Origin of the sequence: Sphingobacterium sp. UBA865 (genome assembly GCF_002295765.1) — a bacterium.
Taxonomy (GTDB): domain Bacteria; phylum Bacteroidota; class Bacteroidia; order Sphingobacteriales; family Sphingobacteriaceae; genus Sphingobacterium; species Sphingobacterium multivorum.
In genome coordinates, this window is the sequence record NZ_DBGB01000019.1 from 109,328 (window position 1) to 129,361 (window position 20,034).

Genomic DNA, 20,034 nt, shown 5'->3' on the forward strand with positions numbered 1-20,034 from the left:
TTACTTATTTGTTATTCTGCAACAATTTTTCCTTGCATGACACCATAGTGACCAGGGAAGCTACAAATAAACGTATAAACTCCTTTTTCAAGTGTAAATGTGATTTTATCAGTTTCTCCAGGTCCCAATAATTTGGTGTGGGAAACAATTGAAGATAAAGCTGATTTTGGAATATATTCGTCTGCAGCAGCTGCAGCAGCCTCAGCACCGAAAGTTGGAAGATCAACACCTGGTTTTAGGATAACGACGTTATGTCCCATGGACTCTTTCGGCATAGTACCTGCATTTTTGAAAGATAATTCTACTGGTTCACCCGCTTTTACACGGAAAAGATCCTTATTATATTTCATTTGATCGTTACCTTCTAAAGATAAGCTGTTGGAAATAGCTACGTTTTCAATACCAGGCACTGTTTCTGTTGCTTGGCTTTCGGTTGAAGTTGTCGCTTCTGTACCAGTTGATTTTTCAGACTTGTCACTGTTTCCACCACAAGATGCAATTGATAAAGCAACTGCAACTGCTGGTATCATAAAAAGTTTTTTCATTTGAATGATTGTTTGTTTATCTTTTATTTATTGTAGGCATTTCCGCAGCCTTTAGCGGTTTAGTGATGAAGTTATGACGAACTTGATTCCTTTCTGGATGTGCGTTCTTGAGAAATAACATCAAAACATATTGTTTATGTTCTAAAATTAATGATTTCATTGATAAATTGAAACTATCATTTCAATTTTGACAATAAAGTATCAATTGTTTTATATAATTTGATAGGATCGAATGGCTTTCCGACAACTTCATTGGCTCCAGCATCGAGCGCTTCCTGTTGTTCGGCTTGAAGCACAGAGGCTGAAATGGAAATAATCGGCATGTTTGCGATTATCGGATTCGTGTTTCGACGTATTTCCTTGATCGCTTCAAAACCACTCATGAGTGGCATATGGGCGTCCATAAACACCAGATCAATTTTTTTCTTATTGATTTCTTCTAATGCAATGAGGCCATTGGTCGCCAAAGTGACCTCGCAATTCCAGCTCTTCAGGATATTTGCCAGCATAAAACTGTTTAATTCATTGTCTTCAGCAATGAGAATCATCGGAAAGTTGAACTTGGGTAATTCCGTATAGAGTACCTGCGTTTCTTTCTCTACCGGTTTGTCTTTGATTTTGTCAAAGGTACATTCAAAAGAAAATATACTTCCTTTACCGTATTCACTTGAAGCAAAAACCCGACCGTTGAGCAGCGCAGCAATACGTTTTACAATCGCAAGACCTAGTCCTGTACCGCCAAACTTTTTGGTGATACTATCCTCTCCCTGTTCAAACGCAATAAATATTTTCTCCAGGGCGTCTTCTACAATGCCGATCCCTGTGTCTATTACCTGAAACCCTAAACAAATGCTATGGTTATCTTCTGCTAGGAGTTGAATCTTTAATACAACAGAACCTTCCGAGGTGAATTTAAAACTATTGGAGATAAAGTTGGTCAGTATTTGTTTTAATCGAAGTGGATCGGTTAGAAAATAACTTGTGATCCGATCGTCCACATCAATTGAAAAATCCAGGCCTTTGTAGACCGCTTTATCAATGAAGAGATTGTTTAGATCATCCGTAATATCATGTACAGAGGTAGATTCCATATTAAGTTTCATCATACCCGAGTCAACTTTCGATAGGTCGAGTATGTCGTTGATAATAGTCAACAGATTTTGAGAGGCAGAATCCAATTTATTGATCCAATTTTCTTGCTCTAGCGTGAGCTGCGAGTTTTTTAGCATCTGTGTAATGCCCATAATACCGTTAATCGGGGTACGGATCTCATGGCTCATATTGGCCAAAAAGGTTTCCTTGGATTTTCGAGCAAGATCGGCCTCTTCTTTAGCTTTGAGAATCGCCTGTTTTGATTCTTCTAAGGCTATGTTTTTCTCTTTAATTTCTTGCTGTATCAGTAATTGCTGGACAAAAGATTTTACTTTCGCGATCGTTGCTTCCGGGTTAAGCGGTTTATATAAATAATCCACAGCTCCACTATTTAGTCCCTGAATAAGGTATTTGTCTTCTTTTGAGATTGCTGTTACCATAATAGGGATAATATGGTTTGTTTTCGGATTCTTCTTTAGGAAGGAAACAAATTCAAAACCATTGATCTCGGGCATCTGTACGTCAACAAGTGCTAAATCAATATCCTCTTTCCAACAGATTTTTAAAGCTTCGTTGGGATCTGTGCTCGTCACTATATTTATATTTTCGATATCCTCCAGTAATGCTGTTAGACTGATAATATTTTCAATTTTATCATCGACAATCAATATATTTACCTTCTTCATTTTAGCAAATCTAAATACAATTTTAAGTCAACTGTTTGACGTAGTCCTTTATTTCTTGAATGCTCAAAATGCGTTCCTGCGCATCGAGTTGAATAGCTGCTTCGGGCATGATGGGAACTTCAGCAGTCACAGGGTCTTGTACAAATGTCTTCCCGCCGTATCGTTTTATCATTAATAATCCTTGTGCACCATCCTGATTCGCCCCAGAGAATAAAATAGCTGTACAATTTTCTTTATATATTTCGGCTACGGATTCAAAAGTCACATCAATTGATGGTCTGGAATATTGAACAGGTTCTGAGATATCCAAAGAAAAGCTATAGTCTGGTTCAACTAAAAGATGATAGCCTGCAGGGGCAAAATAGATCGTTCCATTTTCTATCGCTTCCTTATCATCTGCAGTTTTTATTTTTTGAACAAGTGCTTTAGATAGCGTGTCCTCAATACTAGAAGCATACTTAGGGTTTCTGTGTACGATGACAATAACGGGTATGCGAATTGGCCGTTCCAATGACTTTAAAATATTTAGAATCACACTAAACCCACCTGCAGACCCCGCTAATAAAAGAATTTTTCTTTCCATTACCTACTACCCAATTTTTTGGTAAATATTCTGTTTTTTGTTTACGATCTTAAATTTAGCAGCATCTTTATAGTTGATTAAAGATTCTTTTGCTCCCAAACATAAGAAGCCCAGATGGCAAAGTGAATGATAGAATAAATCCAGGACTTTATTTTGCAATTCAGTATCAAAATAGATCAATACATTACGGCAGGTAATCAGTTGAAATTCATTAAAAACGCCATCGGATACCAAACTATGTATGGAGAAAAGGACATTTTTTTTAAGACTATTATTAATGGTAGCGGCGTTGTACATCGCTGTATAATAATCTGACAATGAGTTTTTCGGTTCCGTCTTAATAAAATTTTCCGAGTATTCCTTAACTTTCGTAAGCGAATAAATACCGCGTTTTGCCTTTTCTAACACTTTGCCATTGATATCGGTGCCATAGATAAACGCCCGTTGGTAAAGATTTGCTTCTTCTAATAAGATGGCTAGCGAATAGACTTCTTCGCCAGTCGAACAACCTGCACTCCAGAGTTTGATATGTGGATAAGTTGCGAGATAGGGAAATACATCCGTTTTTACAGCTTTATAAAAATCGGGATCCCTAAACATTTCAGTCACATTGACTGTAATTTCCTGTAGGAAATAGGTGCTGAATCCGGGCTGATTGATCAAATTGGACTTTAGCTCCTGTAGATTGAGCTTGTTAAGTTCCATTATTCTAGTCACACGTCTTTTTAAAGAAGCTCTTGTATAGCCGGACACATCATATCCGTGGAGATTTTTGACTATATCAATAACTTCTTCTAACTCTTCAAAATTGATCATTGCTACTATTTTATCAGTTAACTCAGCCATACGCGCATTAGGGATATTAATTTGTCAACATCAACCGGTTTACTAATATAATCGTTTGCACCAACAGCAATTGTTTTTTCCCGATCACCTTTCATGGCTTTCGCTGTCACAGCAATAATTGGAAGGTTTGCAAATTTCTTGTTTGCCCTTATTTTTTCAATAGCTTCATAACCATCCATCACGGGCATCATGATATCCATTAAGACAAGGTCAATCTGTTCATTTCGTTCAAGAATATCTAATGCCTCCTGACCATTATTGGCAATTTCAATGTTCATATCATAGCTTTCAAACGCCGTGCTAAGGGCAAATATATTTCGCATATCGTCATCTGCTAGTAGTACTGTTTTGGAAGCTAAATTGTTTTCAGCAATGACAGAAGCTCCGGCGTGATTGAACATATTGTATTCGCGCTTATTGCTGCGGATTTTATTTAAGAATAAATTAACTTCATCGATCAGGCGATTATTTGATTTCGCTGACTTAAGGACCATCGCTTGGCTGTGATGCAAAATTTCGGAAGTCTGCTCTGTCGTGAGTTCCATTGCCGTATTGATGATAATAGGTAAATCCCTAAATTGATCGTTCGATTTGATTTCATTCAGGAGTTCAATGCCCGATTTGTCAGGAAGGTTTAGGTCCATAATGATGCAGTCAAACAATTTCTCTTGATCTAATAAATCGAAAGCCTGTCTCGCATTGAAGGCCTGAAATATCTGAATGTGCTGTTCTTCCAAAGATTGTTTGATAAAATCGCTTTGGATTTCCTGATCTTCCACCAGCAGAATTTTTTTCAGTGGATGACTAGTCGATGCTTTTATTTTTAAGAATGTTTCAGCCAAAGATTCTTCTGACACAGGTTTAGCCATAAACCCGATGGCCCCGGCAGAAATAGGTTCGTCATGTAAAAATGTTCCTGCCGACATCATGTGCACAGGAATCTCCTTGGTGCTGTCGATTTTTTTGAGGTTACGAAGAACTTCCCAGCCGTCCATTTTAGGCAACATAATATCTAGGATAATCGCGGCAGGGCGTAAATTCTGTGCTTTTTGTAGCCCATCTTGCCCATCATAGCTGATGTATACATCGTAGCCGTTTTGTTCGGCGTAGTCTTTTAGAATATCTGCAAAAATGAAATCGTCTTCAATAATCAGCAGTTTATTGTGTTTTCCATCGTTGTCGATTGACTTTGTTTTTTCGACTATAGGATTTTCCTTCGGAATTTGTGTTGGCGGATTACTTTCTTTTTCGATAGATGGTACTTTCGGAACCTGAATTTCTTGTTCTAGCGGGATACTGAAGGTGAAAATACTACCTTCACCAACCTTACTGGATAAGATTATTTTCCCTTTTAATAAGCTAGCAATTTCGCGGCATATCGATAAGCCTAAACCTGTGCCACCATATTTACGGCTCGTTGAGCCATCTTCCTGTTTAAAAGCATCAAAGATAAGCTCTTGTTTTTCAGGGGCGATCCCGATCCCGTTATCTTTGACCGTAAAAAGAAGATTTTCTGCTTCAGCTATTATTCCTAAAGAAACTTCGCCTTTTTCACTTGTAAACTTGAACGCATTCGATAATAAATTCTTGAGGACTTGTTGTATACGATGTTCATCACCAATGAATTCCTGCGGTGCATTTACATTGACATCGAGTAAGAAGTGAATATCTTTCGACGCTGCGGTATCGCTGAAAAAATCTTTAATATAATTGACAAGGTCGTACGTGTTGATACGTTCTTTTTGGACTTCAACCTTCCCCGATTCAATTTTTGCCAGATCCAACAATTCGTTAATTAAATGTAGGAGATCTGAGCCGGCACTATGAATAATAGAAGCATACTTTATTTGGTCTTCACTGAGGTTTTTCTTTTTGTTATCCTGAAGTAATTTGGCAAGAATGAGAATACTATTGAGTGGTGTCCGCAATTCATGGCTCATATTGGCCATAAATTCAGATTTATATTTGCTCGACAGCTCTACTTCCTCTATTTTTTGAGCTATGGCCTGACGGGCTTTTTCCAGATCTTCATTTTGTGCAAAGAGCAATTTGGCCTTCTCGTCCAGCTCATTATTGGTTTGGATAAGCTCTTCCTGCTGTACTCTAAGCTCTTCCTCAGAAGCCTCCAACAAATGTGTCTTATGGATTAACTCCTCATTGGTTGTTCTCAATTCCTCCTGTTGAGTCTCTAATTCCTCTGTTTGTTGTTGAAGTTCCTCATAAAGATCAGCAAGCTTTCCATGCGTTTGGGCTACTTTTATGACAACGGCAATGTTATCTTTTGCTTTATCCAAGAAGTTAAATCGCAGTTGCTCGTCCTTCGCATTAATAATTGGGCAACAAATTTCCATGATACCGACACACTGGTTTTCATAAGAGAAGGGTACAATATAAATCTCAGTTTCTAAGCGGTCGGATAATGAGGTTTCTAAGATAAGATGCTTGTGGTCGACGTCCTTTATTTTAACGACTTCATGATTGTTTGCGACTTCGCCCAAAATACCATCGTTTTCCTTAAACGTTCGTTTGATAAACTGTGTGGAGGAAATGCCAATTTTGTGGCAAAGCTGATACTCCTGATAGTTGTCATCGAAAATATAAATAGTCCCACCTAATGCTTTTGTCGTGGAAGCAATAGCATGTAGGCTTATTTCGGCAATTTTCTTGTCTGTATAGTCACCGCGTAATTGTTCGTCGATGCCATTTATAGCATTCAAAATCCAGTTATCACTGTTGGTCTGGTCTTGCAATAGTTGGAGGCGGTTATTGGATTCTTGCTGACTTTTCACTGTAGACCTCAGAAATCTAGAGATCGAGGAAATTTTGGCGAGAATATAGAAAAATCCACTTAAGCCAATAGCGATAAAAAGGTAAGTAATGTACTGGGCCAGTTGTAGTTCATTTCTAGATCTTTCTAAGAGTCTTGCCCGTTGATCCAATAAGTCTCTCGACATGAGATCGATCTGATTTAATATCGCGGCTTTTCGCTCGTGAATATTATGGGATATGGATTGTGTTTCCTTCGTGTTGTCAATATCCTGCTCAAAGTCGTAAAATGCAACAATATCCTTTCGGATGTTTTCAGTGCTGTTTGGCTGAACATGATAGAAATCATCTTTTAGACTTAAAGATCGTAACAGTTCATCCATTTTTTTTAATTCCATTTTATAAGGAATAAATAGTGAAGCGTCTTTCTTATTCACGTAATCAAGTTTGATGTCATTTACCTCGTCTACACTTGATTTGATTTCATTAATGATATTGAATCTATTTTCGGCGACACGAACAATACTTCGCTCGTTATTTAAGTTATGATGCAGCGATATGAAAAAATATAGGGCTGAAAGGAAGATAAGCGAAAAAGAAATGATCACTCCAATGGTAATTTGCTTTCTATAATTTTTTCGATCCATGTGAGAATGAGTTTATCGTTTTACTTTTCTGTAGGTATTGTGTTTCGATGGTACCTGGGGAAAAAGATATATGTAAAATAACAAAAAAACTTGCTATTCCTAAAATAATCAAAAGTCAGCATAGAAACAAACCTGTACAGCCCGTCAAGGATCCCACCAATCTATTTGCGCACAACATCGACTTTTTGTTGCATAAGCGTAACTTAGACCATTTTTTGTCTTTTCATTCTTAGTCGCAGCAAATTGGGGGCAAGTAGTGATCAGGTTTGATATTCTAACAGTATTTGTTCAGTGCTCGTTCAGTGATTGTTCAGTGATTGTTCAGTGATTGTTCAGTGCTTGTTCAGTGATTACTCAGTATGAACTGAATATTGAGTGACTGATCACTGTTTAATAATAGATGGAAAACTGTAGTAAGCTTTAAGGTGATATGAAGATCTGTCAGACCGATTGTTATTTCGATTGATAATAAGATATTATGGTAATCATCAAATATTAGAATCTATGAAATAGAAGAAGAAAAAATACTTATAAAAACAAAACCCTGATGATGGGCACCAGGGTTCGTTACTAACCAATTATAAACCTAAATTATGAAAAGACTCTTTAAGGGCTTCTAAACTAAATTAGTTGCCGTGTTGTGCCGTGAAAACTAAAAATGATTGTTTTTTTAATCTTATGCAAGCTTCAAGTCAATAACTCTTCTGATTGCTTGCTGTTAGTGTTTCATAGCGAGATAACCTTTAATTATCTTCTACAAAGGTACGGTAAATATACCGTAGCATCCAAATATTTTTAAGAATAAGTTGCTAATACAACTATGTTGTGACACACAAATGATATTTTGGCTTATCTGAATAATTATCTGACAGTGTTGTCAATTAGATCAGTATCGCTTCGCGAATTATTACTCGAAATGCCTTACTTTTACAAAAAATATATTTATGGTATTGACTGAATTTAAATCGATAAAAGCATTTGTATTGGATGTAGATGGTGTGCTGACTGATGGTACTGTGCAAGTTAATGAAGAAGGGCATCAGTTACGTACATTTCATATAAAAGATGGCTATGCCATGCAGTTGGCGATCAAGAAAGGTTATCCGATTTTTATTATCACAGGTGGAGGTTCGAAGGGCGTCGAGCAGCGGATGAAAGGTTTGGGGATCAAAGAAGTCTATTCAAAAGTTACGGACAAGCTTTCTAAAATGAAAGAACTTGCTTGTGATTACAAGCTTGAATTAAATCAATTGATGTACATCGGCGACGATATCCCTGATCTTAGCTGCATGAAGTCCGTTGGGATAGCTGTTTCTCCGGCAGATGCAGTAGAAGAGATCAAGAAAATTTCACATTATGTGTCTGGTTTTTGTGGCGGAAAGGGAGTTGTACGTGAATTGATCGAAAAGGTAATGAAAGTACAAGGCAACTGGTATGAGGATGAAACGGTAAAAAGCATATAGGGATGTTGAAAAATCTAAAAAATAGAACAATTATATTAGGGTCTCAGTCTCCACGGAGAAAGCAGCTGTTAGCAGGGCTTGGACTGACATTTGAAGTCGACGTACGGGAAACGGCAGAATATGTGGATCCGAATTTGTCTGCAGCTGAGGTCGTTCGTCAAATTGCTATTTGTAAAGCGGAAGCATTTGCGGATAAAAAAGATTGTTTGGTTATCTGTGCCGATACTATTGTGGTATCGGATAAGGGCGAAATCTTAGGTAAGCCCAAAGATGAACAGGAAGCCAGAGAAACGCTAACAAACTTGTCTGGTCAGAAACATGTGGTGCTTACTGCTGTAGCGATCTCATGGGAGGGTAAGATGAGCACTTTTGTCGAGACTACAACTGTTTATTTTTACGAACTAGAGCTGGATGAAATCGATCATTATGTTACTCAATTTTCGCCACTAGATAAAGCAGGTTCTTATGGAATACAGGAATGGATCGGCTTAATCGCCATAAAAAAGATAGAAGGGGAATACAATAATGTGGTCGGATTACCCACGGCAAAGCTTTATCAAGAATTGAAAAAGTTAATATAAAAAAAGCGGCTTTTGCCGCTTTTTTATTACTCTTTGATTTTTTTTAGCTTACCTGTTATTTGATGAAATAACGAACGCCGGTGTAGAACATGCGTCCTGTTAAAGGACCCCAAAGCATTGACGTATCAAAATAGTTTCCAAAGGGTTGATCCGCGGCAAGGATTGGCATATTTTGGAAATAATTAGACAGATTTTCTCCGCCCACATACACGGTGAAGTTTTTCTCTTTCCCAAAAGTTTTGCTAATCTGCGCATTCATTGTCGCATAAGCCTTTGATGCTGTAGGCATTTGATATTCAACGGGGTTCTCTGCTGTTGATGGAATGCGTTTTTGTCCAACGACATTCAATGTATAATCTACACTCCAGCCAGAATGGTGATTATATGCCAGGTTGACAAAACCACGGTGTTTGGCCAATAGCGGTTTGGTCTTTCTGCCACTTTCAAAATCAGTTTGAACATCAAGTAAGCGATAGGCCAACCTCGTTTCAAAATGTGGTGCTGGCATCAAGCGAAATTCTGTTTGCAAACTATTGGAGAAAGATTTTCCATTCAAATTATAAAAATTGATCTCTCGGGGATTTTCGTAATCGACCACGACCTGATTAGAGAAGCTGTTATGGAAAAATTCAACTGATGCCGAAGCCTCACGTCCGAAGATCCGCATACTTTGGTCTATCGCTATTCCGCTATTCCAGGAGACTTCAGGTTGTAGGCCATAAGCCTTATCGTATATATTAGGCGATTGGATAACCAATTTTCTGCTACTAGCCAATACTGCCGTGTTCTCCGCAAATATATTTGCAGTACGTTGACCTCTTCCTGAGCTAGCTCGAACTGTTGTTCCCGAAAGCGGGGCATAACGTAAATGGATGCGTGGTGTTGTAAACCATCCATACAGGGAGTTGTAGTCTTGGCGAAGACCAATAATGGCATCAAATTTTTCTGATGGACTATAGGTATATTCTGCAAATGCTCCCGAAACCACTTCTTTCCTTTTGAAGTTTTGATCTTTTAAATACCACTCATTGTAATTGTCATAATTAATGGAGGCACCAACGCGATACTTGTGGGCGACTGTCCCGATAATATCTTGAAATAAGAGATTAGCATATCCATTTTGTTGCTCCGAATCGTAGTTATTGAGCCCAAAATAGCTTTTTTGATTGTAGTTTGATCCTGTAAGCTGGAGACCTATGCTGCGGTGCTTATTTTCGGGGAACACATAACCAATTTTAGCAAAACCTTCTACGCGTTCGATATCAAATCCCAAACCATAGCGATTTGTCGTACCTTTATCTGTCTTTTTGTTAAAATCAATCTGTCCGCCTGTACGGTCGTCATTGAGATATTTAACCCCAAATTGTACCATAAGCCCTTTTCCATTTTCATAAAACCAGCGGTTGACACCAGAGAATAGATTGCCAACGGGTATATCTCTAAAACCGTTGTGACTAAAGTTCATGGATTTATTGTACATGAAATTGTCATGCAGGAGCACTGCAGTGGACCAATGCTGACCAATTTTTTGTGAAAGATTTAAGTTGACATCTGTACGTCCCATGTTGTTTGCATAGGCATTAAAAAACAATTTTTCTGAATTTTGAGGTTTCTTCAATTCGACATTGATCTGTCCGGCCATGTTTTCGAAACCGTTGGCTACGGAACCGATACCTTTCGCAATTTGAATTGATTCAATCCATGTCCCTGCAATAGAATTTAAACCTAAAGGAGAAGCGAGCCCACGTGGCCCAGGTAAATTTTCAACGGTTAATTGGGTATAAATACCGCTAAGGCCTAGCATTTGAATCTGTTTACTGCCTGTTACTGCATCAGCACTGACGACATCGACGGAGGCGTTGGTTTCAAAGCTTTCGCTTAAATCACAGCAAGCGGCTTTGAATAACTCTTTTCCGGTAAGAACTTCTAGTCGTGCAGGTGTCATACGGTCAATATAATTTGAGCGTCGTGTTCCTTTAACCTCGACTTCCATCAACACATTGCCCTTCGCTGTAATCATAATGACTTCATGAAGATCTTTGATGGTGATGGTGTCAGATTTCATCCCAACATAACTTACAACCAATTTGTTGAACCCTTCTTTGTGGTCCAATTTAAAAACACCATTTTCGTTTGTCCTTGTGTTTTTGGTTGGGAGGTTGGCCCAGTGTAAATTGGCGCCAATGATGGGTTTAAGATCCCCCTTTTCATTTTCTTCAACAACAACACCGGTAACGGTATGTGGATGATCATGGTTATCGGTTGTCACCGCTTTCTTTTCGGGTACTTTGCCATTTTCCAGTCGCGGATACATACAGCATTCATGGAGTTTAGCATAGGCTTCATCAGTGGCCACCAGGTTGTCAACATCATGACCAACCTGAGCAATATTTTTCTTGATTGCCTCCAACTGAACTTTTTGGGGGTTATATTTGATTTGCAATAGGTTGTCTCCTGCATTCCAAATGGCCGTTTCTACGCCATGCATTTTTGCGGCCGTTTCAATACGTTTTTTACACATAGCGCAATTTCCAGCCACTGTAAGTGTGCGGGTACTGTCGGTCTGTGCCTGTACAAATGCCAGAAAAAATAAGGATAGGATGGTCGTTGTATATATTTTTTTGAAAATTTGATTCATCATTTTAATTAAGAGTATTCGCTTCAACTAGCATTTAATTTTACCTTCATGATATCGCGCAACCACATGCAAGGGGTACGGATTTATTTTTTTCAGTTCTACAATTTTTTTGCTGAATGATTTAAAATCCACTTTTTTGTTCCGTGATAAGCTACGAAAAGATGAATGTTGGGAATAACAGTCTGCTATTCTCGCGAGATATAAAAACTATAGTGGACTTCGATCAATTCAAGAAAATGAACTGCGTTCAGTGAAAAGAGGTGATATTAAATTCTAAAATTTTGATTGAGAATAAAAACAGGAGAGCTCTGTCTATTGTAACTCGCAAAATCGGCATACTTTAGTTTAGAAAAATCGTCTTCCTCCCCAGCGAAATGATAATAATTAAGTATCCAATGAAGCGTAATTATCGCAGGAGAAAAATGGTTGAAATCAAGATTTTGTGTTACTCTGCTGAATTTATCGACCTTTTGTGCTTCGATCTTAACATCTTTACAGCTTCCTGTTTCATGACAGTGTTTCTGCTGTTTTTTTGCAGACTTGGCACACAGAGGGCAGGCCATATTATGGCTTTCCGATAACGATACACTTTGTGTTTCCCCTTGGCAAAAATGAAGATGCACTGAGGCACCACTTGCTGCGAGCAAATAGAAAAATAGGCCGATTAATAGTGCAATTTTCTTCATCGAAGCAAAAATAAAGAAAATATGTAATTTTTTTTTGTAATATTTTGGATAAATGTTATAACTTGTAGTAACAAATGAAAAACTAAAATTTACCAAAGTTATGAATTTATTATTTATCAATCCGGTCAGCTCGTATTTGCTAGCTATCTTTTTGATTGTTGGGGCAATTCTATTGTACAAGGGATTTTACCATCTGGCTCGTCGTATACAGGAATAGTACAGTATGTTCGGTGTTTTTTAGGAGCACTTTACAGGGAAACAGCCTATGTAGTTTAGTCCCTTAAATTTGACTACTCAAGGAAGATTTTATAAGAATGGGAACATTTTCTAGATGCTCCCATTCGTGTTGTTTATCGGCTTAATAAAGGGTCACTTTTTCCCGCATTTCCAATCTCTACACGACCTGCATATCGTTCTTCGAAGTTTAGAAAACAATTGCAAGTAAGGCTGAAGTCGTACCAAAAGTTTTGTTTAGCCAATTCAAAATGTATCGTGATGGATTGTCCACCTTTAAGTTGCAAACTTCTTTTTTCCTTTCCATAGCTGAGATCCTCAAAAATAAGTTGCTCGGTTGTTTTTCCATTGTTTGTACAGGAGAAAGACAAACGGCCAGTAAATGCTGCTTCATTTTTACTTTTTTCATACGTACAGCGGATCTTTACATGTGGATTATCCGCGTCGCCTTTAAATTCCCGATAAAATCCGTTTGGACCATGGATTTCGAGGTGGTACATTCTTTTGTCGAAGGCATCTAGCGGCCAATGGTCTGTTACATGATCTCCTGGAGCAACCGCATAATTTCTGGAGGTTCCAACTTCTCCTTTGTAGCTAGCAGCATGGTAAACTGTAAATGGTGCGCCTGCGGCCTGTTTGCCAAAAATTTTATCTGAAGCCTCAAATGTGACCAGGTAATCCCCTTTGGATTGGTATTCGCCATGCACATAAAGTTCATAAGGAAGGATACATGAATCCCGAAGCCCTTTTTCTTGTTTTGGGAAATAGGGTGAACTGCCGGGGTCTTGCTCTATTTGTTTGATCTCCATTGCGCTAAGCGCTTTGAACCCCATGGGAAGACCTTTGAACTTGGCTTGGTGAATCTCTTGGATAAAAGGTTCCCGCTCCAGCACAATAGGTTTGTTCATGGTTTCGCCATGATAGGGTCTAAATGCCGAAGTTAAGTCTCCACATACAGTACGCCGCCAAGTGCTGATGTTGGTTTCTTTTATATTTTTATTGATTTTGTGATTAATAAACTTCTCCAGGAATTGTAAACTGGAGGTATGGTCAAACACTTGTGAATTGACCCAACCGCCTCTGGTCCACGGAGAAGCAATAATCATTGGTACACGATAGCCAAGACCGATATTGCTTTCTCTTCCGCTTTCAGGATAATATTGCTCATCGCGGCGTACAAATTCCAATGCAGGATTTATTCCCTCGGATACTTTTCCACTTTCTGTATCATCAGGGTTTGGTGCTGTAAAGGGTGCAAAGTGATCGAAATACCCATCATTCTCATCATAAGTAAGTATAAAAATTGTCTTTTTCCAAACTTCTGGATTTTGGGTGAGAATGTCCATAATTTCGCTGACATACCATGCGCCGAACCAAGGAGAATCGGGGTGGTCAGAAAAAAGCTGGGGCGGAGCTAACCAAGATACGGTTGGAAGTTTACCCTCCTCAACATCTTTTCGGAATTGATACAGGACATCTCCTTTAGGGATCTGTAACTCGCGCTGTTGCCCCCCTTCTTGATAATGCATTGTTTCCAATTCCATATAATCTTGCTGCGCACTGTTGTTAACAAAGGCACGGCGATGAATATCTTTTGTCCGCTCGTCGAGCTTTTCAAAGTTATCGGCTGTATATCGCTGTAATTCTTCTTGAATATGCTTGAGATTTTTCTTTAAATCTTCAAGTGCTTCGGCAGCTGGTGTTTCGCTAATTTTGCGCTCGAGATCTTCTTTTTTTAGAGTCAGGAGCTGGCGATAGCGGGGATGATATTTGACCTGATATTGGGGGAAGTACTCCATCGGATTACAACCAAAATTGGCGAGCCAGCTGTTTGCCTCTCCACTATAACCAGCACTGCTTGAAGAAATTTCATTTTGATAGATTTTCCAGTCTACGCCTAATTCCGAAAGGCGTTCAGGAAAAGTGGTCCATGTTGCTTTCCCGCTAAACTCGGAGTCTCCATTCCAAACTAAGGCTTTTCCTGTCAGATTTTCCCGGATATTGGCCGTCCAGAAATAAAGCCGGTTTGGATTCGTGCCGGTGATGCTCGAACAAAAGTGTTGGTCACAGATTGTGAAAGAGTCTGCCAGAGAGTAGTAAAAAGGAATGTCTTCACGGGTATAATGTCCCATAGTCAACGGTAGATCGGCAAATTCTTTAAATCCAGAATGTTTTACATCCAACCATCTGTTCATTTTACCCTTATTCCTTGCGTCGGTTTGATCGGTCCAGTTGTGCGGAAGACAGCCCATCCAGGTAACTTTTGAATCTTTGATATCCAATCGGAAGGGGGCAAATGTTTCTCCGGATTTTTGCGTCTGAAACCATACTTTATTTCGATTGGGTTGACGGATAGCTCTTGGGTCATTGAAGCCTCTTACACCACGTAGTGTTCCAAAGGCATGATCAAATGAACGGTTTTCCTGCATTAATAAAACGACGTGCTCGGCATCATAAAAGGTGCTGCCCAATGCTGGATTAATAGCCATCGCCTTCGCAATAGCGGATGGAATAACATGGGAGAGAGATGCTCCCCCAGCAAGCATAGCCGCTTTCTTTAAAAAATCTCTTCGTGTATCCATGGTTATATCAGTATAGATTTGACGGGCCGCCTATTGCTTGGTTAATTAAGGCAGCAAAGATATTCTCTTTGAAAAAATACATTTTCAAAAACCGTCTTAAAAATAAGAGTTCGATCCAAGAAAAAAGACTTTAGATCGAACTCTTATTAAAAAAATAATGCTTTGCTAATTTTTAGCCTGTAGGTTAAGCTTTGATAGACGAGATAAATGCTGGGATTTGGTCGAGATAATCCGGTTCCTTTAACCGTTTTACAAATGCAGTACCTATAATGGCACCCGCCGTATGCTTGCTTGCTTTTTGAAAGGTCGGTTTATCGGAGATACCGAAGCCAACGATCAATGGGTTTTTTAATTGGAGATCATGTATCCGCTTAAAGTAAGCTGCTGTATCGTCTCCAACATCAAGTGTTTTACCCGTCGTTGCATTGGAAGAAAGTAAATAAATAAAGCTCCTAGAAAGGCTGTCTATTTTTCTGACGCGTTCTTCAGAAGTCTGCGGTGTTACGATGAATATATTGGCGATCCCATTTTTCTCGAACGTCTCTTTGTAAAGTTCTTCGTATTCATCTATTGGTAGGTCGGGTATAATGACACCATTAATGCCTACATTTTTACATGCTTCACAGAATCTTTCCACACCAAATTGAAGTACAGGATTAAAGTAGCCCATCAAAAATACGGGGATACTGACATGCTTACGCAGGTCATTCAACTGATTAAATAACTTTTCTACAGTCATACCATTTGCCAAGGCAATTTCAGAACTGTGCTGAATGACAGGTCCATCTGCCACTGGATCGGAATAAGGGAAACCGATTTCCAGAAAGTCCGCGCCGGCATCTTCCAATTTCTTTGCAATATGGATTGTGCTGTCCAATGTTGGATACCCAGCTGTAAAATATATCGATAAAAGGGGGGTACCTTCTTTTTTCTCAATTGTATTCATGCCTTAAAAATCAAAGTATTTCATATAATTATCTAGATCCTTGTCACCACGTCCAGAAAGACAGACAACGACAGTCTCATCGCCTTTAAAAGGTATTTTTTCCAGATAAGCCAGCGCATGAGAACTCTCAATAGCCGGTATGATACCTTCTAATCGCGTAAGCTCAAGACCTGCACGCATCGCTTCGTCGTCAGTTACGCTGACATAGTTACCTCTACCGGATTTGAATAACCAAGCGTGTTGGGGGCCAATACCGGGATAATCGAGTCCCGCCGATATGGAGTAAGGTTCGATGACCTGGCCATCCGCTGTTTGCATAAGTATAGATCGGCTTCCATGTAAAACTCCCTCTTTTCCTAATGCTGTTGTAGCAGCGGATTCGCCTGAATCAACACCGTGGCCAGCGGCCTCTACGGCATACAATTGAACCGATTCTTCATCGAGGTAATGATAGAACATACCTGCCGCATTGGAGCCTCCACCGACACAGGCCAATACAATATCTGGATTTTCTCTTCCTGTTTTTGTCAAGAGCTGTTTTTTCGTTTCGGCAGAAATAATAGACTGAAAGCGAGCAACCATATCGGGATAAGGATGTGGTCCCACAACAGACCCAATGATATAATGGGTGTCGACAGGATTGTTGATCCAATCTCGCAAAGCTTCATTGGTAGCATCCTTTAGCGTTTTGGACCCTGATGTTGCCGGAATAACTTCGGCACCCATCATTTTCATCCGTGCTACATTTGGAGCCTGACGTTGAATATCAACTTCTCCCATGTACACTGCACATTGTATACCTTTGAGCGCACAGACGGTCGCTGTCGCTACGCCATGCTGTCCTGCGCCTGTCTCCGCAATGATGCGCTTTTTGCCCAGGCGTTCCGCTAATAGAATTTGGCCAATGGTATTGTTGATTTTATGCGCTCCGGTATGGTTAAGATCCTCCCGTTTTAAGTAAATCGTAGTTCCATATTTTTCAGATAGACGCTTGGCATGATATAATGGAGAAGGACGTCCGACATAATCGCTGAGCAGTTGGTTAAATTCCTCCTGAAAGCTCTCTTCTTCGATAATTTTGAGATATTCTTCACGTAGCTCTTTCACATTTGGATAGAGCATCTCAGGGATATAGGCTCCTCCAAAGGGACCATAATATCCTTTTTCATTGACTTGATATATACTCATTTTTTAATTGTATTTATACTGTGGCTTAATAGCGCAATATCTTTTAAGCCGGGTTCTACTTCAAATTTTGAATTTAAATCCAGGGCATATAGTCGTGGATCATTTCTTTCTAGCGCTGTTTTGATATTTTCGGGATCTAAACCACCGCTGAGAAAATAGGGGGTAGTAAGTTTGTATTGGTCCAATAGGGACCAGTCAAATTGTACTCCTGTACCACCATAGGAACTACTTTTGGTATCAAATAAAAAGTAGTCCACAACTTTAGCGTAAGGATCAAGCTGTATCCAGTCAAAGTTTTGATCAACTCCGAAGGCTTTCAAGATGATAACCCCTGATTTTTCTTTCAATTCAAGACAGAATTCGACAGATTCATCGCCATGCAATTGAATTACATTTAGTTGGAATTCAGTTATTTTATCTAGAATTGCTGAGAGGCTAGCATTGACGAAAACGCCGACTTTGCTTAGACCGTCAAGCTCCTTAATGTATGCGGAGGAGCTTTGACCAACATAACGTTTGGATTGATCATAAAATATAAATCCCATATAATCGATGCCCAAGGAAGCTACAGCGGTTATATTGTCGGGATATTTCATACCACAAACTTTTACTTTGACCGCCATTTTATTTTTTGATTAGTTTTTGGAAACTTCGTAAAGCTTTACCTCCCATCAATGAACCTTCTGCTTCATAAAAACAGTCGCCAAAAGATTTTTCGGGGTTAAAGGTCTTGATCGCAAATGCGGCATTGGTCAAAACAACATTGTTCTGCACATCTGTACCCTGATTGTTCAATATCGATAAGAATGTGTGGGCGGCATCCGCTATCGTTTCACCTCCTGTCAGCTCCTGGGCTGAGACTGGGGTGAAACCAAGCTCTTCCATGTTGTAGTAATTTTCCCCTTGGTTGTTGATTAACTTAAAATCACCGGTCATGGATATCTCGTCATAACCGTCCAAAGCATGAATAATGGAATATTGTTTGTTGGTGTTTTGGTATAAATAACCATATAGTCTTGCCAATTCTAAACTAAATACACCAACAGACTGAAATCTAGGATTGGAAGGATTTGTCAATGGCCCTAACATGTTAAAGAAAGTCTTAACACCCAATGCACGACGTATCGGGGCAACAGTTTTCATTGCAGGGTGAAACAATGGTGCATGGAGAAAACAGATGTTGGCTTCATCAAGCTGGCGTTGTAGTTCAGCCTTATCGTTGCTGAATTGATAGCCTAAATATTCCATGACATTGGAAGAACCACAGCTCGAAGATACCCCGATATTACCGTGTTTTGCGACATGGTAACCAGCCCCAGCTGTGATAAAAGATGCTATTGTCGAGATATTAAAGGTATTTTTACCATCCCCACCTGTACCGCAAAGGTCAATTAAATCATAACCATCAAAATCCAGTTTGAGACATAAATCATACATCGCATCCCTAAACCCTCCAAGCTCTTCAACGCGAATGCTGCGCATACCATAAGCGGTCATAAATGCCGCAATTTGGTGGCTGTCATATTTGCCCATGGCAATGTTGGTTAGAATCTCGTAGGCCTCTTGCCGAGAAAATGTCTTGTATTCAAATAAATGCGCTAAAATTTCTTTCATGGTAATTTAAATAAAAAAAGGGCTTACCTTATTTAGGCAAGCCCATCATATCTTGACGTATTAATCAAATAATGCAATAGGAATTTGCCACAACGTTATTCGTTGTGCCACCACCAAGCTTTATTTGAGACAGTTGTTATCATTGTTGTTTTTATTAATACAAATATGGTTGATAGAATTATAAAATGCAAGTGTTTTTATTGAAAAATTTTTAAGAAAGCATCATTGGCTTAATATTGCTCACAAATATGCTGTAAAATAAAACCTGATAAGCGCGCATTTATGTAAGCCTGAGCGTGATATTTAAGGGTTATAAGAGCAGGTATCTGATAAAATGGGGGCGATGAAAACAAGATGAAAATTAATAGAATACAAAATGGGCCTTATTGTTACCTTTAGAGACTAATGTAAAAGAAGCTATTTTTCTATCACGAATAACGGCAGCAAATACAAAACGCTTGAGGTATTTGACAAAGTAGACTTGTTGTGGATCAATACCTTCGAGATCGATATCACTTGTTTCTTTTCTTCCCGCTTGAGCAAAGCTAAGATATTCCAGTTGGTTGATATTCTTGCTCTGTACATTTATCCTGATTTCATCGATGCTTGCCAATAAGTATTCTTGCAGGTCTTCGTTTAGTTTTTTTGATGTGATTAGATCTTGACTTAGTATAATATCAGTAGCTAGACTAGGATCATGTAAACGTTGGACAAACCTTTTTAAAACAACAATATATTCATTGGATGTTTGTTGTTCCTGAGAAAATAGGCTTTGGCTGACCATACAGCTAATCAATAGGAACAACAATAGCTTTAATTTTATCTTCATATCTGTAAGACTTAGCTTCATCTAAATGGATTAAAACCATGGAATAAAAAAACTCGGGAGCTAATCGGTATACACCATACTGAGGTGTCTCCGAAAAGAGGGGGATGT

15 protein-coding genes are annotated in these 20,034 nt (G+C 39.0%); 2 read left to right on the forward strand and 13 right to left on the reverse strand.

What is annotated here, in order from left to right; genetic code table 11:
* Positions 1–11: 11 nt before the first annotated feature.
* The 5 genes from B2O97_RS10195 to B2O97_RS10215 all read right to left on the reverse strand — a co-directional run bounded on the left by B2O97_RS10195 (position 12) and on the right by B2O97_RS10215 (position 7,165).
* Entirely contained in the window at positions 12–545 is a 534-nt protein-coding gene (locus B2O97_RS10195; protein WP_070562060.1) for a plastocyanin/azurin family copper-binding protein, read from the reverse strand.
* Positions 546–721: 176 nt separating this feature from the next.
* Positions 722–2,323 carry a response regulator gene (locus B2O97_RS10200; protein WP_286767348.1) on the reverse strand — a complete coding sequence of 534 codons (1,602 nt, stop codon included), beginning with the start codon at positions 2,321–2,323 and terminating at the stop codon, positions 722–724.
* A gap of 22 nt (positions 2,324–2,345) precedes the next feature.
* Positions 2,346–2,906 carry a chemotaxis protein CheB gene (locus B2O97_RS10205; RefSeq protein WP_070562064.1) on the reverse strand — a complete coding sequence of 187 codons (561 nt, stop codon included), beginning with the start codon at positions 2,904–2,906 and terminating at the stop codon, positions 2,346–2,348.
* A gap of 6 nt (positions 2,907–2,912) precedes the next feature.
* Entirely contained in the window at positions 2,913–3,752 is an 840-nt protein-coding gene (locus B2O97_RS10210; RefSeq protein WP_236560115.1) for a CheR family methyltransferase, read from the reverse strand.
* A complete protein-coding gene (locus B2O97_RS10215; protein ID WP_286767349.1) occupies positions 3,740–7,165 on the reverse strand; it encodes a hybrid sensor histidine kinase/response regulator in 3,426 nt (1,141 codons plus the stop codon). Before B2O97_RS10215 ends, B2O97_RS10210 begins: the two co-directional genes overlap by 13 nt.
* Before the next feature lie 944 nt (positions 7,166–8,109).
* On the opposite strand from B2O97_RS10215, the gene B2O97_RS10220 reads away from it, so the two are divergent.
* The gene (locus B2O97_RS10220) at positions 8,110–8,628 is read left to right on the forward strand and encodes a KdsC family phosphatase (RefSeq protein ID WP_070562067.1); all 519 of its coding nucleotides are present in this window, start codon (positions 8,110–8,112) and stop codon (positions 8,626–8,628) included.
* Between the two features lie 2 nt (positions 8,629–8,630).
* Positions 8,631–9,209 (forward strand): Maf family protein, encoded by a 579-nt coding sequence (locus B2O97_RS10225; protein ID WP_115047264.1) that lies wholly within the window; start codon positions 8,631–8,633, stop codon positions 9,207–9,209.
* A gap of 55 nt (positions 9,210–9,264) precedes the next feature.
* Here the strand turns inward: B2O97_RS10225 and B2O97_RS10230 are convergent, their stop codons facing one another.
* The 8 genes from B2O97_RS10230 to B2O97_RS10265 form a co-directional block, all read right to left on the reverse strand.
* On the reverse strand, positions 9,265–11,850 hold the full coding sequence (locus B2O97_RS10230; protein WP_286767350.1) for a TonB-dependent receptor domain-containing protein: 2,586 nt from the start codon (positions 11,848–11,850) through the stop codon (positions 9,265–9,267).
* A gap of 263 nt (positions 11,851–12,113) precedes the next feature.
* The gene (locus B2O97_RS10235) at positions 12,114–12,713 is read right to left on the reverse strand and encodes an HYC_CC_PP family protein (protein ID WP_286767351.1); all 600 of its coding nucleotides are present in this window, start codon (positions 12,711–12,713) and stop codon (positions 12,114–12,116) included.
* 170 nt (positions 12,714–12,883) lie between these two features.
* A complete protein-coding gene (locus B2O97_RS10240) occupies positions 12,884–15,349 on the reverse strand; it encodes a phosphocholine-specific phospholipase C (RefSeq protein ID WP_286767352.1) in 2,466 nt (821 codons plus the stop codon).
* Between the two features lie 184 nt (positions 15,350–15,533).
* On the reverse strand, positions 15,534–16,295 hold the full coding sequence (gene trpA, locus B2O97_RS10245; protein ID WP_286767353.1) for a tryptophan synthase subunit alpha: 762 nt from the start codon (positions 16,293–16,295) through the stop codon (positions 15,534–15,536).
* Positions 16,296–16,298: 3 nt separating this feature from the next.
* Entirely contained in the window at positions 16,299–17,483 is a 1,185-nt protein-coding gene (trpB, locus tag B2O97_RS10250) for a tryptophan synthase subunit beta (RefSeq protein WP_070562076.1), read from the reverse strand.
* Positions 17,480–18,106 (reverse strand): phosphoribosylanthranilate isomerase, encoded by a 627-nt coding sequence (locus tag B2O97_RS10255; protein WP_112373782.1) that lies wholly within the window; start codon positions 18,104–18,106, stop codon positions 17,480–17,482. Before B2O97_RS10255 ends, trpB begins: the two co-directional genes overlap by 4 nt.
* 1 nt (position 18,107) lies before the next feature.
* On the reverse strand, positions 18,108–19,097 hold the full coding sequence (trpD, locus tag B2O97_RS10260; protein ID WP_070562080.1) for an anthranilate phosphoribosyltransferase: 990 nt from the start codon (positions 19,095–19,097) through the stop codon (positions 18,108–18,110).
* A gap of 361 nt (positions 19,098–19,458) precedes the next feature.
* Entirely contained in the window at positions 19,459–19,926 is a 468-nt protein-coding gene (locus B2O97_RS10265; protein WP_139144911.1) for a hypothetical protein, read from the reverse strand.
* Positions 19,927–20,034 lie beyond the last annotated feature (108 nt).